Origin of the sequence: Nocardiopsis valliformis DSM 45023, assembly GCF_000340985.1 — a bacterium.
Classification (GTDB): Bacteria; Actinomycetota; Actinomycetes; order Streptosporangiales; family Streptosporangiaceae; genus Nocardiopsis; species Nocardiopsis exhalans.
Genome location: NZ_ANAZ01000038.1, coordinates 1 through 19,430 on the forward strand (window position 1 = coordinate 1; position 19,430 = coordinate 19,430).

A 19,430-nucleotide genomic window follows, 5' to 3' on the forward strand; every position below is an offset into this window, starting at 1 on the left:
CGAAACCCGAGGGCGCCGATTTCGCTTCTGGTAGCAAGATCACGGGGGTACAGGGGGCTGAGCCGCCACCGCTGGGCTGAGGCCCCGGGGCGTCAGGCGCCGAAGAGCAGGGACAGCACCACAAAGAACCAGGCGAGGGCGAAGGCTGCCACCGCGCACGACTTCAGCAGGTAGCGGGTCTCCTCCGTTTCCGGGGTTCTGGGGCTCTGCGTCCACACGATGACCAGGCCCGCTCCCAGAAGGGCCAGTAACAGACCGAACCCGAACACGTGCCCTCCTCGTGTTGCAAGGAAGAGTCCCGCGATGTCCCTATACCGAGCTTCTCAAGTACTGACCTTCCCTAGACCCGTCGCCGGATAAACAGAGCGAGCACCGCGGTGGAGAGGATCGTGGTGACCGCCATCGGGATGAAGGCCAGCTGGTAGTCGGGAACGACCTGGAGAATGGCCCCGGCCGCCACCGTGCACACGACGGCGGTGGTGAAGCCGGTCATGTTGACCAGGCCCGAGGCCACGCCGGTGCGGCTGGCAGGGATGCCGTCGCGGGCGAAGTCGAAGGAGATGGTGGGCGCCATGGTCTGGCCGAGCGCGCTCACCGCCAGCACCGTGACGCCAAGCGGGAGCGGTACCCCGCCCGGCCACACGACCAGCAGGAGCCATCCCAGGCTCAGGGAACCGCCCAGGACGAGCGCGAAGTACACCCGGATGCCCGGCCAGCGGCCGATCAGGGCGCCGGCGACGGGGGCCATCCAGAGGGCCCCGGCCGCGAGTCCGGTGAGGGTGAGGGCGGCGGTGTTCTCAGGCAGCCCCAGACCGCCCACGAGGAACGGGTAGCCCCACAGCACCATCATCATCGTGAACGGCGCCATGACGGCTGCGTGGTGCGCCATGCCGATTCGGGGCCCGTCCGCCCTCACCGCCTCTCTGAGGGCCGACCAGAGGGGGATGGGGTCGGCGACGGTGGAGCGCCCCGCGGCGCCGGAGGGGCGGTCTCGGACCACCAGGAGGACGAGGAGCGCCATCAGGACGGTGATCCCCGTGGTGGCGAGGAAGGCCGCTACCCAGCCGACGCTGGTGAGGGCCCAGGCCAGGGGCGCGGCACTGGCCACCTGGCCGGCGCCGCCGACTACCCCGGTCAGGCCGCTGACCAGCGCGTAGCGTGCGCGGGGGAACCACAGGGCGGCGAGTCGGATGACGTTGAGGAAGACCAGCGCGTCGCCGAGGCCGATGAGGAAGCGTCCGGCCACCGCGAGCTCGATCCCCGGGGCGAGGGCGAACAGGCAGGAGCCCAAAGTCATCGCGACCATGCCTATGACCAGCGTGAACCGGGGACCGAGGCGGTCGGCGAGCAGTCCGGCGGGCACCTGGAGCAGGACGTACACCAGGAGCTGGAGCATCGGCAGCAGTGTCAGGAGGGCGGGACCGACGTCGAACCTGCTCTGCGCCTCCAGTGCCGCGACGCCCAGGCCGTTGCGGTGCAGCATGGCGAGGAAGTAGCCGCCCACCGCGACGCCCCACACCAGCCAGGCGCGAGCGCCGCCGCCCGGCTCCGTGGGGCCGGTCCGCGTCCGCTCCGCGCGCCGCGGGGGCTCCGCGGAACCACGCGCAGATGTCCTGTCACCGGATGTTTGTGTCACTTCACTGCTTCTTCCCTTGTCTGCGCCGCCCCCAGTGTCCTCCAGGCCCTCGACCGCCCCTTACACCGGGGTGACCCGACACGCAAAACGGACGGGAATGCGCCTGATGGCAGGGGGTGCGCAACCGGCAAAGATCCACCTCACATAGGTAAAGGCCCGGCAACCTGCGCAAACTCACTATGAGTCAGCACAGATACGCCAGGGGTTGCCAAACCGGGTGAGACTCCCGACAGCCAACACGGGACTACAGTCCCTTTATCTCAAAATGACAACGTAGACTGGCGTTCGAAAAAGGCAAGTTGAACTGCGAGTTCTCGCCCCAAACAGGTCGATGCGCATTTGTTAGTTGTGACATGCGTCACACTTTGAAGCCTCGACTACGGGGGGTCAGTTACTGCTAGCATCCGGAACGCGAAGAATAACTACGAGGTAACGGCATAGTTCGCTCCTCGCCAACTTCGCGGAGGAATGTCACCAACGACCGGCAACGGCGCGGTGAACAGAACTCACACCGCGGCGACGTGGCCGCAACAAGCACACACGGTCAGCACACCCGCGGTATCCCGACACACACTGGAGACGACCTTGAGTCACTGGCGCCTGAACAACCCCCGGGCCTCCCGGGCGAAGTCGGCTCTCGCCAGACGAATCAAGCACAAGCCCCGCCACGCCTTCTGCGCCGAGCGCGCGATCACGGCACTGCTGGGCGAGCTGGCCCCGGTCGCCTCCCTCCCCCTGTACTGGTCCGGCACCTCCGAGATGGCCGTCGCCTCCGTCATGCGCGACGTCAACGTCTGGTGCCGCGACGGCCGTTTCTTCTGGAACGACCTCTTCCAGGGCAGCACGGTCTCCCACCCCGCGAACGACCCCGCCGGTGCCGCCGCTCTGCTGAACCCGTTCGCCCAGGCTCCGGAGCCCCCGCACTACTACACGCACCGCCAGCCGGTCGCCGCCTAAGAGTGCCCGCACCGGCCCCAGTGTCCGCCCCGACCTCCGCACCGTGACCGCGTACGCCGACACCGTCGTGGTCGGTCTGGGCGCGATGGGTTCCCAGGCACTGTGGCGGCTGGCCCGGGACGGGGTCGACGTCATCGGGGTCGAGCAGTTCTCCCCCGGGCACGACCGCGGATCCAGCCACGGCGAGTCCCGCATCATCCGGACCGCCTACCTTGAGGGCGCGGAGTACGTGCCCTTCGTCCAGGCCGCCTGGCACGCCTGGGCCGAGCTGGAGGAGGCCGCCGGCTCCCCGCTGGTCGTCCGCTCCGGCGCGCTCATGCTCGGCAGGCCCGACTCCGGCACGATCAGCGGTTCCATCGCCGCCGCCGAACACCACGGGCTGGCCCACGAACACCTCTCCCCCACCGCCCTCGCCGAACGCCACCCCCGGCACGTCATGCGCTCCGACGAGGTGGGCGTCTTCGAGGACGCCGCCGGTGTGGTCCTGCCCGAGGCCTCGATCCTGGCCGCCGTCCGCCTGGCCCGACAGTCCGGCGCCCGCGTGTGGACCCACCAGGCCGTCACCCGCGTCGAACCCGACCCCGACAGCCCCCGAGTGTGGGTCGGTGACACCGAGATCCGCGCCCGGCGCGTCATCGTCACCGCCGGAGCCTGGCTGCCCGGGCTCCTGCCGGGGATCGCCGACCTGGGCGGCGGGGTCCGGGTGGAACGCCGCGTGCTCGGCTGGTTCCGCATCACCGAACCCGCTCCCCGTACCGCTCACCCCGAACCCGTCTTCGCCCGGAACGAGCCCGACGGCACCCTCTGGTACGGCTTCCCCAGTATGGACGGCGGCCGCACCGTGAAGATCGGCGTGCACGCGGAGTCCCCCGAGGTCCGATCGGCCGGTGTTCGCCCGCCCGGCGCGCAGTGGGGCGAGCCGGTCGACCCCGACGCCGGTCCCCGTCCCCCGGACGCGGCCGACGCTCACCGGCTCGGCGAACTCACCGCCGGGCTGCGCGGGGTAGCGCCGCTGCCCGAACGCATGGCCTCCTGCATGTACACGATGACCCCCGACGAGCACTTCCTCATCGGCCGCCGCGACGAGCTCCCCGGGCTGGTCCTGGCCGGGGGCTTCTCCGGGCACGGCTTCAAGTTCGCGTCGGCGGTCGGCCGGGCCGTGGCGGAGCTGGCACGCGACGGACACACCGACCTCCCCGTCGGCATGTTCGACCCCCATCGCTGGGACGCCGGGCCCGCGCGCCCCTAGATCCACCGATTCCACCGGTCCACCGCTCACACCCGGTGGTCCACCGCTCACACCCCCTGTCGAGTCCCGGCACCGCGACGGTTCACTCCGGAACCGGCCGGATCAGGACACACATCTGGGCGCTTTGTCACCAACCAGCTACATTGACGGGATAGAACGTCTCCCCTCGGTTACCCCCTGGACCTGCCGGAACACAGTCGCGTCCCCTCGCGTCCGCACGCAGTAAGGATCCCCGCCGCCGTGCAACCCCTCTCCTCCGACGACCCGCACGCCATCGGGCCGCACCGCCTCCTCGCACGCCTCGGTGCGGGCGGTATGGGCAAGGTCTACCTCGCCCGCACCCCCGACGGACACCTGTGCGCCCTCAAGGTCGTCAAGGAGGACCTGGCCCACGACAACCAGTTCCGCACCCGCTTCGCCCGCGAGGTCCGCACCGCCCAACGCGTACACGGCCCCTTCACCCCCGCCGTCGTGGACGCCGACCCCAACGCCCCCGCACCCTGGATGGCCACCGAGTACGTCCCCGGCCCCACCCTCAAGGAAGCCGTCAAAGACAACGGCCCCTTCCCCGAGGAATCACTCCGCGTCCTCACCCTGGGCATGGCCCGCGCCCTCCACACCATCCACACCGCCGGGCTCATGCACCGCGACCTCAAACCCAGCAACATCCTGCTCTCCCCACGCGGACCCCAGGTCATCGACTTCGGCATCGCCCGCGCCGTCGAAGGCACCGTCCTCACCCGCACCGGCCAAACCTTCGGCACCCCCGCCTACACCTCCCCCGAACAGATCACCGGGCAGAACGTCACACCCCGCGCCGACGTCTTCTCCATGGCAGGAGCCGTACTCTTCGCGGCCAGCGGGAAGCCTCCCTTCGGTGAGGGCACCCCGATCAGCACCCTGACCAAGGTGATGAAAGGCGACCCCCTCCTGGAGTCCGTCCCCGAGGGCCCGCTGCGCGACCTGCTCGCCCGGTGCTTCGCCAAGGACCCGAGCCAGCGTCCGGACGCCGACACCGTCCTCCAGGAGCTCTCCGGGCTACCGCTACCGTCAGCCGAACACGGCTGGCTGCCCTCGCAGGTCAACCAGCAGATCAACGTCAAGGCGGGTGAGACCCAGCGGGCGGAGGCGGCCGAGCACACCACCGCTCCCATGGCCGCGGGCAGCGGTCCGCATGCGGCGTTCACCGGGCCCAGCGGACCTGGCAGGCCCGGTGCGGGTTCTGGCGTCCCCGGCCCCGGCGGGCACGGCAACGAGCAGAGCGCGCGTCCCTGGTGGCGGAGCCGGACCACGGTGATCGTGGCCGCCGCTGCCGCCGCCCTCATCCTGTTGGGCGGCAGCGCGCTGGCCCTGAACGCCCTGCCCCTCGGCTCCGGCGACTCCTCCGGGGATGTCGCGGGCGATGACGAGACCGGGGACGGCCCCGAAAGCGACGGCAGCGACGGCAGCGACGGCAGCGACGGCGAAGCGGAGGGAGACGGGGGCGAGGCGGCGGGCGAACGAAGCGAACTCGACGACAGCGCCCTACAGGGCTTCCTCTACAGCCTCGGATTTTCCGAGGACGGGGAGGAACTCCATGTCTTCGGTTCCAACACCCTCTCCTCCTGGAACTGGCGGGAGGGGGTCTCACTCGACCATTACACCCCCACCCCGACCGGCGCCATGATGACCCCGAACGGTTTCGTCGCGGGCACCGCCCTCAACCACATCGCGGTGTGGGAAGGCGGCAGCGACAACCGGATCGCCGTGATCGGCAATGACGACGGCGAGGAACGCGGCCAGTTCGACATGCCCGCGCTGAACTCCGACAGCACCCTGGTCGCCACCATCGGCTCGGACGACGGCACCGTCGACGGCGAACCGAACATACAGGTGTGGGACGTCGAGACCCGTGAGCTGCAGAGCGAGTTCGCCGTTGAGGGCCGCCTGACCGACCTCTTCTACACGCGCGACGATTCCGCGCTGGTAGGTGTGGTCACCGAACCCGGCTACTCCCCCCACATCGCCGCGGTCGTCTGGGACCCCGAGACCGGCGAGGAGCTCCAGCGCTTCGACGGCGCCGAGTACTACTCCGTCTCGCTGTCCCCGGACGGCACGAGCCTGGCCATGGTCACCGACCGCACCGAGGCCCACATCGCGGACATCGGGACCGGTGAGGTCCGCGATCTGGAGTCCGCCGGCCTGACGTACAACGAGCTCACCGAGGTCGAGTTCTCCGCCGACGGCTCCCTGGTCTACGGCGCCACCTCGGAGTTCAGCGATGTGCCGGGGCTGCTCTGGGACGCCGAGAGCGGCGACCTCGTCCCGACCGACGGCCTCACCCTCAACGTCCCGGTCGGCGTCCACCCCGACGGCGAGCACATCGCCACGGCCGTCTCCGAGGGCGGCGTCTACACCATCCGCATCCTGGACGCCGACTTCAACGTCGTCGCCGAAGTGAACTGACCTCCCGGAAGGCACCATGCAGCAACCCGCCCCCAACGACCCGAAGCAGGTCGGCCACTACCGTGTCGTCGCCCTGCTGGGCTCCGGCGGTATGGGCCGCGTCTACCTCGGACTGGACCCCTCGGGCTTCCCCGCCGCGGTGAAGGTCGTCCGCGCCGAGTACGCCTACGACCCCGGTTTCCGTGAGCGCTTCGCCCGTGAACTCGAACTCGCCCAGCGGGTCTACGGCAACTACACGCCCCGGGTGCTGTCCGCCGACACCTCCGGCCAGACCCCGTGGCTGGCCACCGAGTACGTCATGGGCCCCTCCCTCCAGGACCTGGTCCAGGACACCGGCGCCCTGTCCGAGGACGCGGTGCGCTTCATGGGCCGCGGGATCGCCCAGGCCCTGGAGCGGGTGCACGCCACCGGCCTGGTCCACCGCGACCTCAAGCCCGGCAACGTCATGGTCTCCGCCGCGGGCCCCCAGGTGATCGACTTCGGTATCGCCCGCGCGATGGAGGACTCCCAGGGCGCCGAGGAGGAGCGGATCATCGGCACCCCGGGGTACATGGCCCCCGAGGCCGTGGACGGGGAGGAGACCGGCCCGCCCGCCGACGTCTTCGCGCTCGGCGGGGTCCTGGTGCACGCGCTCACCGGCAGCGGACCGTTCGGCGACGGCCACCCCTCGGCGGTGCTCTACCGGATCAGCAACCTGGAGCCCGACCTCGCAGGGGTCCCGGCGTCGCTGCGCGGCGTCATCACCGCCTGCCTGGAGAAGGATCCCACCCGGCGGCCCAACGCCGCCCAGGTCCTCCAGGCGCTCGGCGGACCCACGGCGCCCGCCGCGTCCACGGCCGAATGGCTGCCCCCGGCCGCCGCCGCGCGGATCGACGGGGTCGCCCGGGAGTACGAGACCGCGGTGCGGTCAGCGCCCGTACCCACCGGGAAGGGCACCCTGGGCCGCCGCCTGATCATCGTCGGCGCCGCGGCCGCCGCCCTGGTCATGGTGGCCGGAATCGGTGTGTGGACCGCGCGGGACGCCGGACTGATCGGCTCCGGCGACGCTGCCTCCGAAGAGGAGGCGGGGATCCCGGAGCGGGACGTCTGCGACCCCTCCGAGCACCTGGCACCCGAGTACACCGAGGCCGCCAACGAGGAGATGACCCCGCCCAACAACGACGACGGGGTCTTCGTCACCGGGTTCTCCAGCGACGGCGAGGTCCTCGCGGTGGCCGGGACCGGCGGGGTCGCCCTGTGGGACTGGCGCGAGCAGGAGGAGCTCGCACTCATCGAGGCCGAGATCGCGCCGCTGGCCGGGCACCCCGTTTTCAGCCCCAACGACTGCCTCCTGGCCTACGCCTCCGACGACGGCGCGTACGTGTACTCGTTGGAGAGCGGGGAGGTGACCGTGCTCTCCGAGGGGCACGAGGTGGGTGCGGTCGCCTTCACTCCCGACAACACCCAGCTGGTCGTCGGCAACCGCGACTTCCAGTTGGACTCCGGCGTGGTGGTGTACGACCTGGGGACCGGCGGGGTGGCCGCCGCCTACAGCGAGGTCGGGAGCAGCATCGACGCGGTCGCCGTCTCCCCGGAGGGCAGGTACATCGCTGCTCAGGGCGGCCTCAGCCGCGTGTCGGTGTGGGACACCGAGACCGGGGAGGAAGTCGCCTCGGCGGAGGACATCCCGAGGACCAACCCCCGGGCGCTGAGCTTCGCCGACGAGGAGACCCTGGTCTACCCCGACGTCAACGGCCTGCACAGCCAGAACGTCATCTCCGACACCAGCCGGAGCACCTCGTTCATCGCCGAGGACCTGGATGAGGGCATGTCGCTGTACGACTACAGGTACAGCGTGGAGGCCGACCGGGTCTACGCCACCTACCTCGCGTCGGTCCTCGAACCCGAAGAGGGGTTCATGAAGGTCTGGGAGTACTCCACCGGCGAGGAGCTGACCGCGGAGTCCGACGAGGGCTACCTGTGGGAGATCGCCGTCCACCCGGAGGGTGAGGTCATCATCGGTGTCCCCGCCACCGGCAACGGCATGTGGGTCGTGGACGCGCAGGAGCTGCGCATCATCGACCGCTTCTAACCGAGTAGACGGCGTTCCTCGTCGGTCGGGGAGCGCCGCGCACCGCCTGCCCACCCCTCGCCCAGCCCCGACTCCCACTCAGCTTCCCCAGCACCTCGGCAGCACGGTTCCCCGCTGCGCCGCACCACCCCACCACTCCCCGAACCGGGAAGGCCCATGTTCCCTCTCCACCCGCACGACCCGCCCTCCGCCGGCCCCCACCGCCTGTACGCCCGCCTGGGCGAGGACGCCTACGCACGGGTCTACCTGGGAGCCGCCGGGGTCGAGGACCCGGTCGCGGTGAAGATCGTCCGGCCGGAGTACGCCACCGACCCGGCCTTCCGGTCCTCCTTCACCCACGAGGTGGAGGCCGCCTACGGGCTGAGCAGCTCCCACGTGTGCCTGGTCCGTGACGCCGACCTGAGCGGGGCCGTGCCGTGGGTCGCGGTGTCCCGACCGCTCGGCCCCAGCCTGGCCGAGCTGATCCGCCGCGACGGCCCCCTGCCGACCGAGGCCCTGCACCCGCTCGCCCTGGCCCTCGCCCAGGGGCTGGCCGACCTGCACGCCACCCGCCGCACACACGGTTCGCTGTGGCCGGACGGGGTCCTCCTGTCCAGCCGGACCGCGCTGCTGGCCGACCCCGGCCTGGAGTGGGCGATCAGTGGTACCGAACAGCGCGCGCCCCACCCCGCGTTCGCCGCGCCCGAGGGCGGTGCCACTCCGGCCACGGACGTGTTCTCGTGGGCCTCCACCCTGTGTTTCGCCGCCAGCGGTGTGGAGGGACCCGACGGCCTCGCCAAGGTCCCCCTCCAGTTGCGCGGGCTGATCGACACCTGCCTCAAACGCGACCCCCGGCTGCGGCCCAGCGCACACGACCTGGTCCAGATGCTGGGCGGGCCCGCGGTGCCCCCGGCCTGGTCGCCCGTGGTCCAGTCCGCGATCGACGCGGTCGCCGACGCGCAGCGGTCGATGCTGAGCACCGCCGCCCTCACCCCGCGCGAGTCGCCCGGGGGCGACGGACCGCCCGCCCGCAGGCGCGGCCGCCTCATGGCGGCGGGCGCGGGCGCCCTGGCCCTGGCGGTGCTCGCGACCGCAGGAACGGTGTTCGCCTACGGCCGGATCGGCGGCGACCCGGAGCAGGACCCGCGGAGCACCGGCGCGGACGGGGACGAGGGCGGCGGGCTGATCACCGAGGCAGGATGCCTGGACGGCCCGGGGTTTCCCGCACCCGAGGAGCCGCTTCCCGAGGACACCCACTTCTGGGACCCCGTGTTCTCCCCGGACGGGGACGTACTCGTCGCGACCTCGTCCTCAGGGCTCACCGTCTGGGACTGGGCGGCGGGCGAGGAGATCGCCCGGCCGACATCGGACTCGACCTTCACCGTCGACCCGGTGTTCGCCCCGGTCGGCTGCACCGTGGCCGCCGCCGAGGCCGTCGACTACGAGAACCGTGAGTACCCGGTGCGCCTCGTGTACACCTACGACCTGGCCGCCGGCACCTCCACCCAGCACCTCGGAGCACAGGAGGGACCGGACGACAACGACCGGTGGATGCTGAAACCGGTGGAGGTGAACTCCGCGGGCTTCTCCCCTGACGGCAGCCGGCTGGCCGTGACCCTGACCGCCTCCTTCGGAGAGATGAGCACGGTGGTGATCGACACCGCGACCGGTGAGCAGGGTGAGCCGATGGCCGAGGGGCTGCACTACGGGACCGTGTTCGTGGATGACGAGCACATCGCCACCAAGGACCTGAAAGAGGTCCACATCTGGAACGCCGGTACCGGGGAGGAGGTCAACGTACTCCGGGGGGACAGCACCACCAGGTTGGCGGCCGTACCCGGCGAGACCCAGGTGGCCTACCTCCATGAGGACCAGGTCCTCATCAGCGACTACCTCACCGGGGAGGAGGTCGCCTCCTTCACCCGGGACGAGTTCGAGACCGACGACGCCCCCCTGTTCGTCAATCTCCTCGTGGATGCCGGGAACGACCTCGTGTACACGGCCTGGCAGGTGAAGGGTGCGAGCGGCGGGTGGTTCTACCACCATCACATCTGGGAACTGTCCACCGGCGAGGACCTCGCGGAGGGTGTCGAGGCGACCGGGAACTACAGGACGATCGTCCCGCACCCGGACGGCGAGGTCCTGGCGGCCGTCACGACTCAGGACGACGATCTGGTCCTGATCGACCCCGACACCTTCGAGATCGTCGAACGTCTCAGCTGACCGCGACCGTGGCGGCGGCTCAGCCACGGAGGAACCTTCGAGGGGTGTGGCTCAGACCGGGACGCGGATGTGACAGCTCAGAGACATCCGTGGGGGACCCAGGGTGACACAGACGGGGCCCCGGGGGACAGAAAGCCCACCAAACCGGGCAGACTGGTACCCGATCCCCGCACCCTGAGGAGCTGAGCAGCAGTGCGCCCCCTGACCCCCGCCGACCCCGTCCGTGTCGGCCCCCACGAGGTCCTGGCCCGCCTCGGCGCGGGCGGCATGGGCGAGGTCCTGCTCGTGCGCACCCCCGCCGACGGGCTGGCCGCGCTCAAGGTGGTCCGCGACGAACTCGCGCACGACCCCGAGTTCCGGGCCCGGTTCGCCCGCGAGGTCCGCACCGCCCAGCGCGTGCGCGGCCCCTTCACCCCCGCGGTGCTCAGCGCCGACCCCGGGGCCGCAGTGCCGTGGATGGCCACCGAGTACGTCCCCGGGCCCACCCTCAAGGAAGCCGTCCGGGAAAACGGCCCCTTCCCGGAGGACTCGCTGCGGGTCCTCGCCCTGGGTCTGGCCCGCGCCCTCCAGGCGATCCACTCCACCGGGCTGATGCACCGCGACCTCAAACCCGGCAACGTGCTGCTGTCGCCGCGCGGCCCCCAGGTGATCGACTTCGGTATCGCCCGCGCCGTCGAGGGCACCGTCCTCACCAAGACCGGCCAGAGCTTCGGCACCCCCTCGTACACCTCGCCAGAGCAGGTCATCGGCAAGACGGTCGGACCGGCCGCCGACGTGTTCTCCCTGGCCGGTGTAGTGGTCTACGCCGCCACCGGCCAGGCCCCCTTCAGCAGCGGCAAGGCGGCCGAACTCCTGGCCAGGGTGGTGGGCGGCCGGGCCGACTTGCACGAGGTGCCCGAGAACCTGCGCCCGCTCCTGGAGCGCTGCCTGGCCAAGGACCCCACCGAACGACCCACCGCCGACGAACTCGTCCAGCTCCTCTCCGCCGAACCCCTGCCCTCCGCCGCACACGGCTGGCTCCCACCCCGGGTCCACCAGTCCATCGAGGCCCACCACTCGGACACCCGCGCTGCGGTCGACGCGGCTCCGCCCACAGCCGCTACCGGGCCTGGACCCGAAGGACCCGCCGGGCCCAGAGGCACCAGGCCCCAGGGCAGCGATCCGGCACCGCTCACCCCGCCACCGGGCGGCCGGGGCCGCACCCTGCTCATCGCCGGAGCGGCCGCGCTGGCCGTGGCCACGATGGTCGGCACGGTCGGTCTCCTGGCGGGCTCCCCCTGGCCGGAAGAGGGCGTCGCGGGCGGGGAGACCGATGCGCCGAGCACCGTGGCCGAGGACTCCGAGGGCTCTGGGGAACACGAGAGCCCAGCGGCCGCGGACGACCTCTCGCCGGTCTTCAACAGCGGCCTCTTCGATGTCGCGTTCGCCCCCGACGGGGAGAGCGTCTACGTCGCCGGAAGCGGTCGGCTGGTCCAGGTGGACTGGGAAACCGGCGAGGAGCTGGCCAGTATCGCCACCGAGCCCAACAACCTGACCGTGGGAACCGACGGCACCATCGTGGCCACCTACTTCAACGCCCTCTCGATCTGGGGGCCCGACCTGGAGATCACCCACGATTTCCAGCTGCCCGACCGCGACAGCTGGAACAACCCCAGTCTGACCGACGACGGCACCCGACTGTCGGTCTCGGCCATCGACGACGAGGGCAACCCCCTGGTCCAGGTATGGAACCTGGAGACGGGGGAGGTGGAGTTCGAGTTCGCGGCCGACGACCGCAGCAGTGATCCCGTCATCAACGCAGACGGCACCCTCCTGTACACCAACATGACCACGGACGAGCGGACCGAGGACGGGTGGGACCGGCGGGCGACCGTGTGGGACCTGACCACCGAAGAGGTCGTCGTGGAGTTCCCCAACGACGACGTCCCCGACGTCTTCGAGGAACGCGAGAGCTGGCCCATCATGAGATACGCGGAGTTCCACCCCACGGACCCCTCCGTACTGGCCGTCAAGACCAGCGACAGCGATCTCGTCCTGTACGACCTCGCGACCGGCGAGGTCCAGCGTATGGAGGCCCCGGAGCCCGAACAGCACCTGTACGAAATCCACTTCTCGAACGACGGGTCACGGCTGGCCGCCAGCGGGACGACGGCGTACGAACCCCACGGGGGCCACGTGTGGGATACCGCCACCGGGGAGCTACTGACCGACGAACCGGTCGAGGTCTACTCCTCGCTGGCCTTCCACCCGGACGGCGAGGTGATCGTGAGCCTCACACCCGCGCCCGACAACGACCGCTTCATCGTCCTGGACGGCGAAACCTTCGAGATCCGCCACGAGTTCCCCGGATAGCCCGCTCGCCCCGCCCTCGACCTGCCAAGGCCCCGGGCCCTCGCCCCTCACCGCCCCCGGCTCCCCAACCCTCACGGAACCCCTGGAAGGAACCCCGTCCCGTGCATCCGCTGACCTCCGGCGACCCCGACCGCATCGGTCCCCACCGGCTCCTGGCCCGCCTCGGCGCGGGCGGCATGGGCGAGGTCTACCTGGCCCGCACCCCCCAGGGCCGCCTGTCCGCGCTCAAGGTGGTCAAGGAGGACCTGGCCCGGGACCAGGAGTTCCGTTCCCGCTTCGCCCGCGAGGTCCGCACCGCCCAGATGGTCGAGGGCCCCTTCACCCCAGACGTGGTGGACGCCGACCCGCACGCGGACCTGCCCTGGATGGCCACCGAGTACGTCCCCGGCCCCACCCTCACCAAAGCGGTCAAGGGGAACGGCCCCTTCCCGGAGGCCTCGCTCCGCGTCCTGACCATCGGCCTGGCTCGCGCCCTCCAGGCGATCCACGCCGCCGGGCTCATGCACCGCGACCTCAAACCGGATAACGTCCTGCTCTCCCCGCGCGGCCCCCAGGTCATCGACTTCGGCATCGCCCGCGCCGTCGAAGGAACCGTCCTCACCAAGACCGGCCAGGCCTTCGGCACCCCCGCCTACACCTCACCCGAGCAGGTCATGGGCCAGGAGACCAGCACGGCCAGCGACGTGTTCTCCCTGGCCGGGGTGGTGGTCTACGCCGCCACCGGCCGACCGCCCTTCGGCAGCGGCAAGGCAGCCGAGGTCCTGCCCCGGGTCGTCGGCCAGGAACCGAACCTGGACGGCGTCCCCGAACCCCTGCGCCCCCTCCTCGCCCGCTGCCTGGCCAAGGACCCCACAGAACGCCCCACCTCCGACGAGATCGTCCGGGTCCTGTCCGCCGACCCCCTCCCCTCCGCCGAACACGGCTGGCTCCCCGCCCAGGTCAACCAGTCCATCAACGCCCATCAACACGAGGCCCACCAGGTGGTCCAGGCCTCCCCCAGCGGGCCACTCCAGAACACCACCACCCCCCTCAACCAGCCTCCGGGCTCCGAGAGGGGAAGGCGGCGCACCGGCCTCATCGCCGCCGGGGCAGGGGCGGCAGCGCTGCTCCTGGCCGCGGGCATCGGCCTGGCCGCGGCCGCCCCCTGGGAGAACGGGGAGGGCGACGAGGGCACGGCCGCCCCCGCTCCCGATTCAGACGGGGCCAACGAAGCGGACGGGGAGGCCGACCCCGAGGCCCTCGGTGACCAGGACGACATGGCCGCGGACTGGGACGGCGAAACCGGGTTCGACGGCTTCGTCAGCGACGTGGTGTTCACCCCGGACGGTTCCGGGATCTATGTCAGAGCGACGTCGGCGATGACCCTCTGGAACTGGGAGAGCGGCGAGTTCCGGCACCGGTTGAACCCCACGCCGACCTCCTTCGACCTCGCCGACGACGGAACCATGGTGGCCACCTACGCGGACACCGCGGTCATCCTCGACACCGATCTGGAGACGGTCGAGCTCTTCGACGTGGCCGAAGAACTGGACGACATCATCGACTACCGGGCCGCCTCCATCAGCCCCGACGGGTCCCTGGTCTCGGTGGTCGTCCCCCACGGTGACGACCAGCGCACCGTGTACGTGTGGGACCGGGAGGCGGACGCCATCGTGCATGCCCTCGAACAGGACAACGACATCGGCCACACCGAGTTCAGCCCCGACGGCGACTACCTGAGGCTCCACATCCTGGAGGGCTATCCCCGGGTGATGCTGTACGACGTGGCCACCGGCGAGGAGGTGCTCAGCGTGATCGAGGAGGAACCGGAGACCTCCGGAGACCTCAGCAGCAACTGGCACGCGTCCGCCTTCTCCCCGACCGAACCGATTCTCGCGGTGGACCGGAACGAGGGGGACATCGCCCTCTACGACTACGAGGAAGGCGAGGTCGTCCAGGAGATCGAAGGCGGACGCAGCTACTCCAACCTGGCCTTCTCCGCGGACGGGCAGACCCTCTACTCCGCCGGGATGGGCAGCACAGCCACCGGCCACTCGGGCGGACGCGCCTGGGACGTGGCCACCGGCGAGGAACTGACCTCCGGGGACACCCTGCTCATCGACCGCCTCGCCGTCCACCCCAGCGGCGAGGCCCTCGCCGCCTTCCAGCGCGACACCCTGCTCCTCCTCGACCCCGAGACCCTCGAAGTGATCAACGAGATCAGCTGAGGGGAGTCCTCAACCACTGTCCCTGACCCGTCGCGCCCCACCCCCAACCGACAACCGCCGGAAACCCGCCTGACGAGAACGTGAGCTCCCATGCCCCACCCACACCCGGAACCACCGGAACGGATCGGCCCCTACCGCATCGTCTCCCCGCTGGGCTCCGGCGGCATGGGCCACGTCCACCTGGGAATCGACCCCGGCAACCGGCCGGTGGCGGTCAAGGTGGTGCGGCCCGAGTTCGCCTTCGAACCCGAGTTCCGCGAGCGCTTCGCCCACGAGGTCCACCGGGCCCGGCAGGTGACCGGCGGCGACCTACCCCGGATCCTGGACGCCGACACCACCGGCTCCTCACCGTGGTTCGCCACCGAGTTCGTCCTGGGGCCGTCCCTCCAGGAGATGAGCCGACGGATCGGTGCCCTGCCGGAGCCCGCCGTCCGGTACCTGGGCCGCTCGATCGCCCAGACCCTTGCCCACCTGCACTCCTCCGGGGTGGTGCATCGCGATCTCAAGCCTGGCAACGTGCTGCTCGCGGCGACCGGCCCCAAGGTGATCGACCTCGGGATCTCCCGGGCCATGGACGAGACCCCCGGCGCGGAGTCGGCGGAGTTCGCCGGTACCCCCGGCTACATCGCCCCGGAGACCACTAGGGGTGAGGAGTCCGGCCCGGCCGTCGACGTGTTCGCCCTCGGCGCCGTCTTGGTGTTCGCCCTCACCGGCCGGGGGCCGTTCGGCGACGGACACCCCTCAGCGGTGATCTATCGGATCGGCCACCAGGACCCGGACCTGGACGGGGTTCCCGCGTCCCTGCACGACCTGCTCACAGCCTGCCTGGACAAGGACCCGGCCCGCAGGCCCACCGCCGCCCAGGTTCTCCAGGCGCTCGGCGGCCCCGTGCCGCCCGCCGCGACCGCGAGCGCGTGGCTGCCGCAGATCGCCGTTGCCGTCCTGGACGGCTTCGAGCACGACCACCGCGCCGTGCTGCGGCCCTTCCTGGAAACCACCCCGGTACCCGAGAAGAGCCGCAGGGGTCGCACCCTCGCCGTGGTCGGCGCCGCCGCGACCGCCCTCCTCCTGGTCGCCGGGGCCGGGGTGTGGGCGGTGACAGGCCCGCTCGACCGCGAAGAGGGGAACGGCGAGGCCGCAGAGGCAGCCGGTTCAGATGGTTCGGACGAGGAGAGCACCGAGGAGGGCGCCTTCTCTGACAGAAACGGACGGTGCGACCCCACCGCCGACCTGGCCCCCGAGTACACCGAAGCCGTTACCGACGAGACCGACCTCACGGGTGAGGCCATGTCGGTCCACTTCTCCAACGACGGCTCGGTCCTGGCCGTCCAGCGCCGGGACCACATCGTCTCCCTGTGGGACTGGCAGGAGGGGGTCTCCCTGGCCGATATCCCGGTGCCGGAGACCGCGGCGCGATCCGTGGTGTTCAGTCCGGACGACTGCCTCATCGGGCTCGGCTCGGACGACGGAGCCCATGTCTACTCTCTGGAGACCGGGGAACACCACGTGTACCTCGAAGGCAGGAACGCCTCCTCCATGGCGTTCTCCGCGGACGGCGCGAGCGCGATCATCAGCGACTCGGCGTGGGATGACGACCTCGTCGGTATCTACCCGGTGGACCTGGCCACCGGAGAGGTGTCGACCCGGTACTCCTCCAGCAGCGCCCAGAACGTCCGGTTCTCCCCCGAGGGGACGCGGATGGCCGCCAAGTCCGCTCTCAGCCTGAAGGTGTGGGACACCGACAGCCGGGAGGAGGTGTTCTCCTCCGGTTGGTTGACCACGAACAGTATGAACGAGATCGCCTTCGTGGACGAGGACACCGTGGTCGGCATCCACCAGGACGGCGCCGCTGTCTTCGACCTCTCCGTCATCTCCTCCGGCGACGAGGTCGAGGGCTATCTCTACGCACCCGAGGAGGAGCCCGAAGGCAAGCTCTCCTACATCGAGACGAACCCGGTGCACGGTCTGGTCTACGGGCTCTACCTCGGTGACCGGAACGACGAAGGGCTGTCGCTGACCAACAACCGGGTGTGGCACCACCCCAGCGGCAGGGACGTGACACCCGAGGGCGAGGACCTGATCCCCTTCATCGTGCTGGACGTCCACCCGGACGGCGACGTCCTCGCGACGCCGGCACTCCTAGGCGACGAGATCCGCATCCTGGACGCCGTGTCCCTGGAGGAAATCGACGCGTTCGGCTAGGCCCGACAGTGCCCCCGAACACCACCGCGCCACTAAGCAGCACCACAGAACATCACTGACGAGCAGCATTACCGAGGCAGCATGCGTCCCCTGAATCCCTATGATCCACCCGCTGCGGGCCCCTACCGGCTCCTGGCCCGCCTTGACGAGGACACGTACACCCGCGCTTACCTGGGGGCAGAGCCCGGGCGTTCACCGGTCCGCGTGCGCATCCTGCGTTCCGGACACGCCACGGACTCCACCACCCGGGCCGACTTCCTCCGACGCGTCGAGAGCGCTTCCGGGCTGGGCGGCCCATACGTGGCCGCCGTGGTCGGTAGCGACCTGGACTCCCCCGTGCCGTGGGCGGCCACCGAGCGACCTTTCGGCCCGGACCTGGCCGGGTTGGTCCGGGCACACGGCCCCCTCCCGATCGCGGCCCTGCACAGCCTCGCCCTGGCCACGGCCCAAGGGCTGGCCGCACTGCACTCCGCACAGCACGCCCACGGGACGCTGACCCCCGAAAACATCCTGCTGGCCAGCGACCGCGCACTCCTGGCCGACCCCGGGCTGATCCCTCCGGTCGAGGTCCACGACACGGCACGGAACGTGTTCGACCCGCCCGAGGGCGGTGGTGCCCCGGCCGGTGACGTCTTCGCCTGGGCGGCGGTCCTGTGCTTCGCCGCCAGCGGGGTGGAAGGACCCGGCGGCCTGGAGCGGGTACCCCTCCAGCTCCGCGGCGTCGTCGACGCCTGCCTGCACGAGAACGCCGATCTTCGGCCCAGCGCGGTCGACCTCGTGAGCATGCTCGGTGGAGCAGCCTCAGCCGCCCCCTGGCCTCCGGAGCTGGTTTCGGTGATCGAGACCTCAGCTGCCGCCATGCGTTCGGCGCTTCCCGCCGAATCCGCCGCCCCCGCACCCGGTAGCCGGGGACGGTTCCTCGCGTTCACCGCGGGCGCGCTCGCCCTGACCCTGATCTCGGGCATCGGCGCGGCCTGGGGGCTCGATCTCCTCGCCTCGCCCGGCGGGAACACCGCTGACAACGGCTCCGCGGCGGAGGAAGAAGCCGGTCTGACCGACGGCGCAGCCTGTCTGGACGGATCAGCGTTTCCCGAGCCGTCCGAGCCGATCACCGACCTCGACGCCATGCAGGTCGAGTTCTCCCCCGACGGCGACCTCCTGGCCATCGGCAGCTTCAACCACGGCCTCACCCTCTGGGACTGGCGTGCGGGCGAGGAGTTCGCCCGCCCCGTGGAAGAGCTGAACGGTATCGGACCGTTGGCGTTCATCCCGGACAGCTGCATGATCGCCGCATCCTCCCTCCAGGAGAACGAGGACCAGGAACACCGCTACCGGCTCACCACGATCTACGACCTCCCTTCGGGCGAGACCACGGACCACCTGGGCGTGCAACCCGACCCCCGGCCTGACGGAAGTCAGGAGTACTGGTCCGTCATGGATCTGGCGTTCAGCCCCGAAGGCCGTCTGATGGCTTCGAGCAACCACACGGGCGCCGGAAGCAGTACGGCCTCAGTCCAGGTGATCGACCTGGACTCGGGGGAACCGATAGCGACCCTGGGCGAAGGTTTCATCCCCGAGCTGGCCTTCCTCGACGAGACCCGCCTGGCCCTCTACACGCGGAGCACCATCGAGATCTGGGACGTGGAGAGCGGGGAGGTACTCCAGACCATCCGTAACATCACCAAGCTCAACTTCGCCGTTGTCCCCGGCCAGAACCAGATCTTGTTCGTTCGCAACGATCAGCTCGTCCTGCACGACCTGGACGACAACACCGTGGCCGCCACATTTTCGCTCGACGGCTACACCGACGGTCCGGACGAGTACGTCAACCATCTCGGGGTGGACCCCGAACTCGGCCTGGTTCACTTCAGCTGGAGTATGAGCACCGGAAACCCGGATCCTGAGAACCCGGGGACCGACCGGAGGAACGAGACCTACGGACACCTGTGGGACCTCGAGACCGGTGAGAACCTGCTCGCGGACGACGACGGTTTCATGCCCCGTCCGGTGGCTTTCCACCCCGAGGCGATCGCCGCCGTCAACCAGGACGGCAACGTCGACCTCATCGACCCGAACACCCTGGAGATCATCGACGTCATCCAGTGACCC

11 protein-coding genes are annotated in these 19,430 nt (G+C 70.5%); 9 read left to right on the forward strand and 2 right to left on the reverse strand.

What is annotated here, in order from left to right:
* Positions 1–92 precede the first annotated feature (92 nt).
* Together D457_RS36550 and D457_RS0126475 are read right to left on the reverse strand one after the other, a co-directional pair.
* Positions 93–269 carry a hypothetical protein gene (locus D457_RS36550; protein WP_017583697.1) on the reverse strand — a complete coding sequence of 59 codons (177 nt, stop codon included), beginning with the start codon at positions 267–269 and terminating at the stop codon, positions 93–95.
* Positions 270–340: 71 nt separating this feature from the next.
* Positions 341–1,636: an MFS transporter gene (locus D457_RS0126475; RefSeq protein ID WP_083926871.1), complete on the reverse strand. Its 1,296-nt coding sequence runs from the start codon at positions 1,634–1,636 to the stop codon at positions 341–343.
* 585 nt (positions 1,637–2,221) lie between these two features.
* Here D457_RS0126475 and D457_RS0126480 point away from each other — a divergent pair.
* From D457_RS0126480 to D457_RS0126520, 9 genes are all read left to right on the forward strand, one after another.
* A complete protein-coding gene (locus D457_RS0126480; protein WP_017583699.1) occupies positions 2,222–2,593 on the forward strand; it encodes a hypothetical protein in 372 nt (123 codons plus the stop codon).
* Positions 2,594–2,636: 43 nt separating this feature from the next.
* Complete coding sequence (gene solA / locus D457_RS0126485; protein ID WP_017583700.1) at positions 2,637–3,842, forward strand: N-methyl-L-tryptophan oxidase; 1,206 nt, start codon at positions 2,637–2,639, stop codon at positions 3,840–3,842.
* Between the two features lie 240 nt (positions 3,843–4,082).
* Complete coding sequence (locus D457_RS0126490) at positions 4,083–6,287, forward strand: WD40 repeat domain-containing serine/threonine protein kinase (RefSeq protein ID WP_017583701.1); 2,205 nt, start codon at positions 4,083–4,085, stop codon at positions 6,285–6,287.
* Between the two features lie 16 nt (positions 6,288–6,303).
* Positions 6,304–8,358, forward strand: a complete 2,055-nt coding sequence (locus D457_RS0126495) for a serine/threonine-protein kinase (protein ID WP_017583702.1) — start codon at positions 6,304–6,306, stop codon at positions 8,356–8,358.
* Between the two features lie 156 nt (positions 8,359–8,514).
* Positions 8,515–10,560, forward strand: coding sequence for a protein kinase (locus tag D457_RS0126500; protein ID WP_017583703.1), 2,046 nt, complete (start codon positions 8,515–8,517; stop codon positions 10,558–10,560).
* 192 nt (positions 10,561–10,752) lie between these two features.
* Positions 10,753–12,912: a serine/threonine-protein kinase gene (locus tag D457_RS0126505; protein WP_017583704.1), complete on the forward strand. Its 2,160-nt coding sequence runs from the start codon at positions 10,753–10,755 to the stop codon at positions 12,910–12,912.
* 101 nt (positions 12,913–13,013) lie between these two features.
* Positions 13,014–15,119 (forward strand): WD40 repeat domain-containing serine/threonine protein kinase, encoded by a 2,106-nt coding sequence (locus D457_RS37605; RefSeq protein WP_017583705.1) that lies wholly within the window; start codon positions 13,014–13,016, stop codon positions 15,117–15,119.
* 90 nt (positions 15,120–15,209) lie between these two features.
* The gene (locus D457_RS0126515) at positions 15,210–17,321 is read left to right on the forward strand and encodes a serine/threonine-protein kinase (RefSeq protein WP_017583706.1); all 2,112 of its coding nucleotides are present in this window, start codon (positions 15,210–15,212) and stop codon (positions 17,319–17,321) included.
* An 81-nt stretch (positions 17,322–17,402) separates the two neighbouring features.
* Positions 17,403–19,427 carry a WD40 repeat domain-containing protein kinase family protein gene (locus D457_RS0126520; RefSeq protein WP_026117059.1) on the forward strand — a complete coding sequence of 675 codons (2,025 nt, stop codon included), beginning with the start codon at positions 17,403–17,405 and terminating at the stop codon, positions 19,425–19,427.
* The last annotated feature ends 3 nt before the right edge of the window (positions 19,428–19,430 follow it).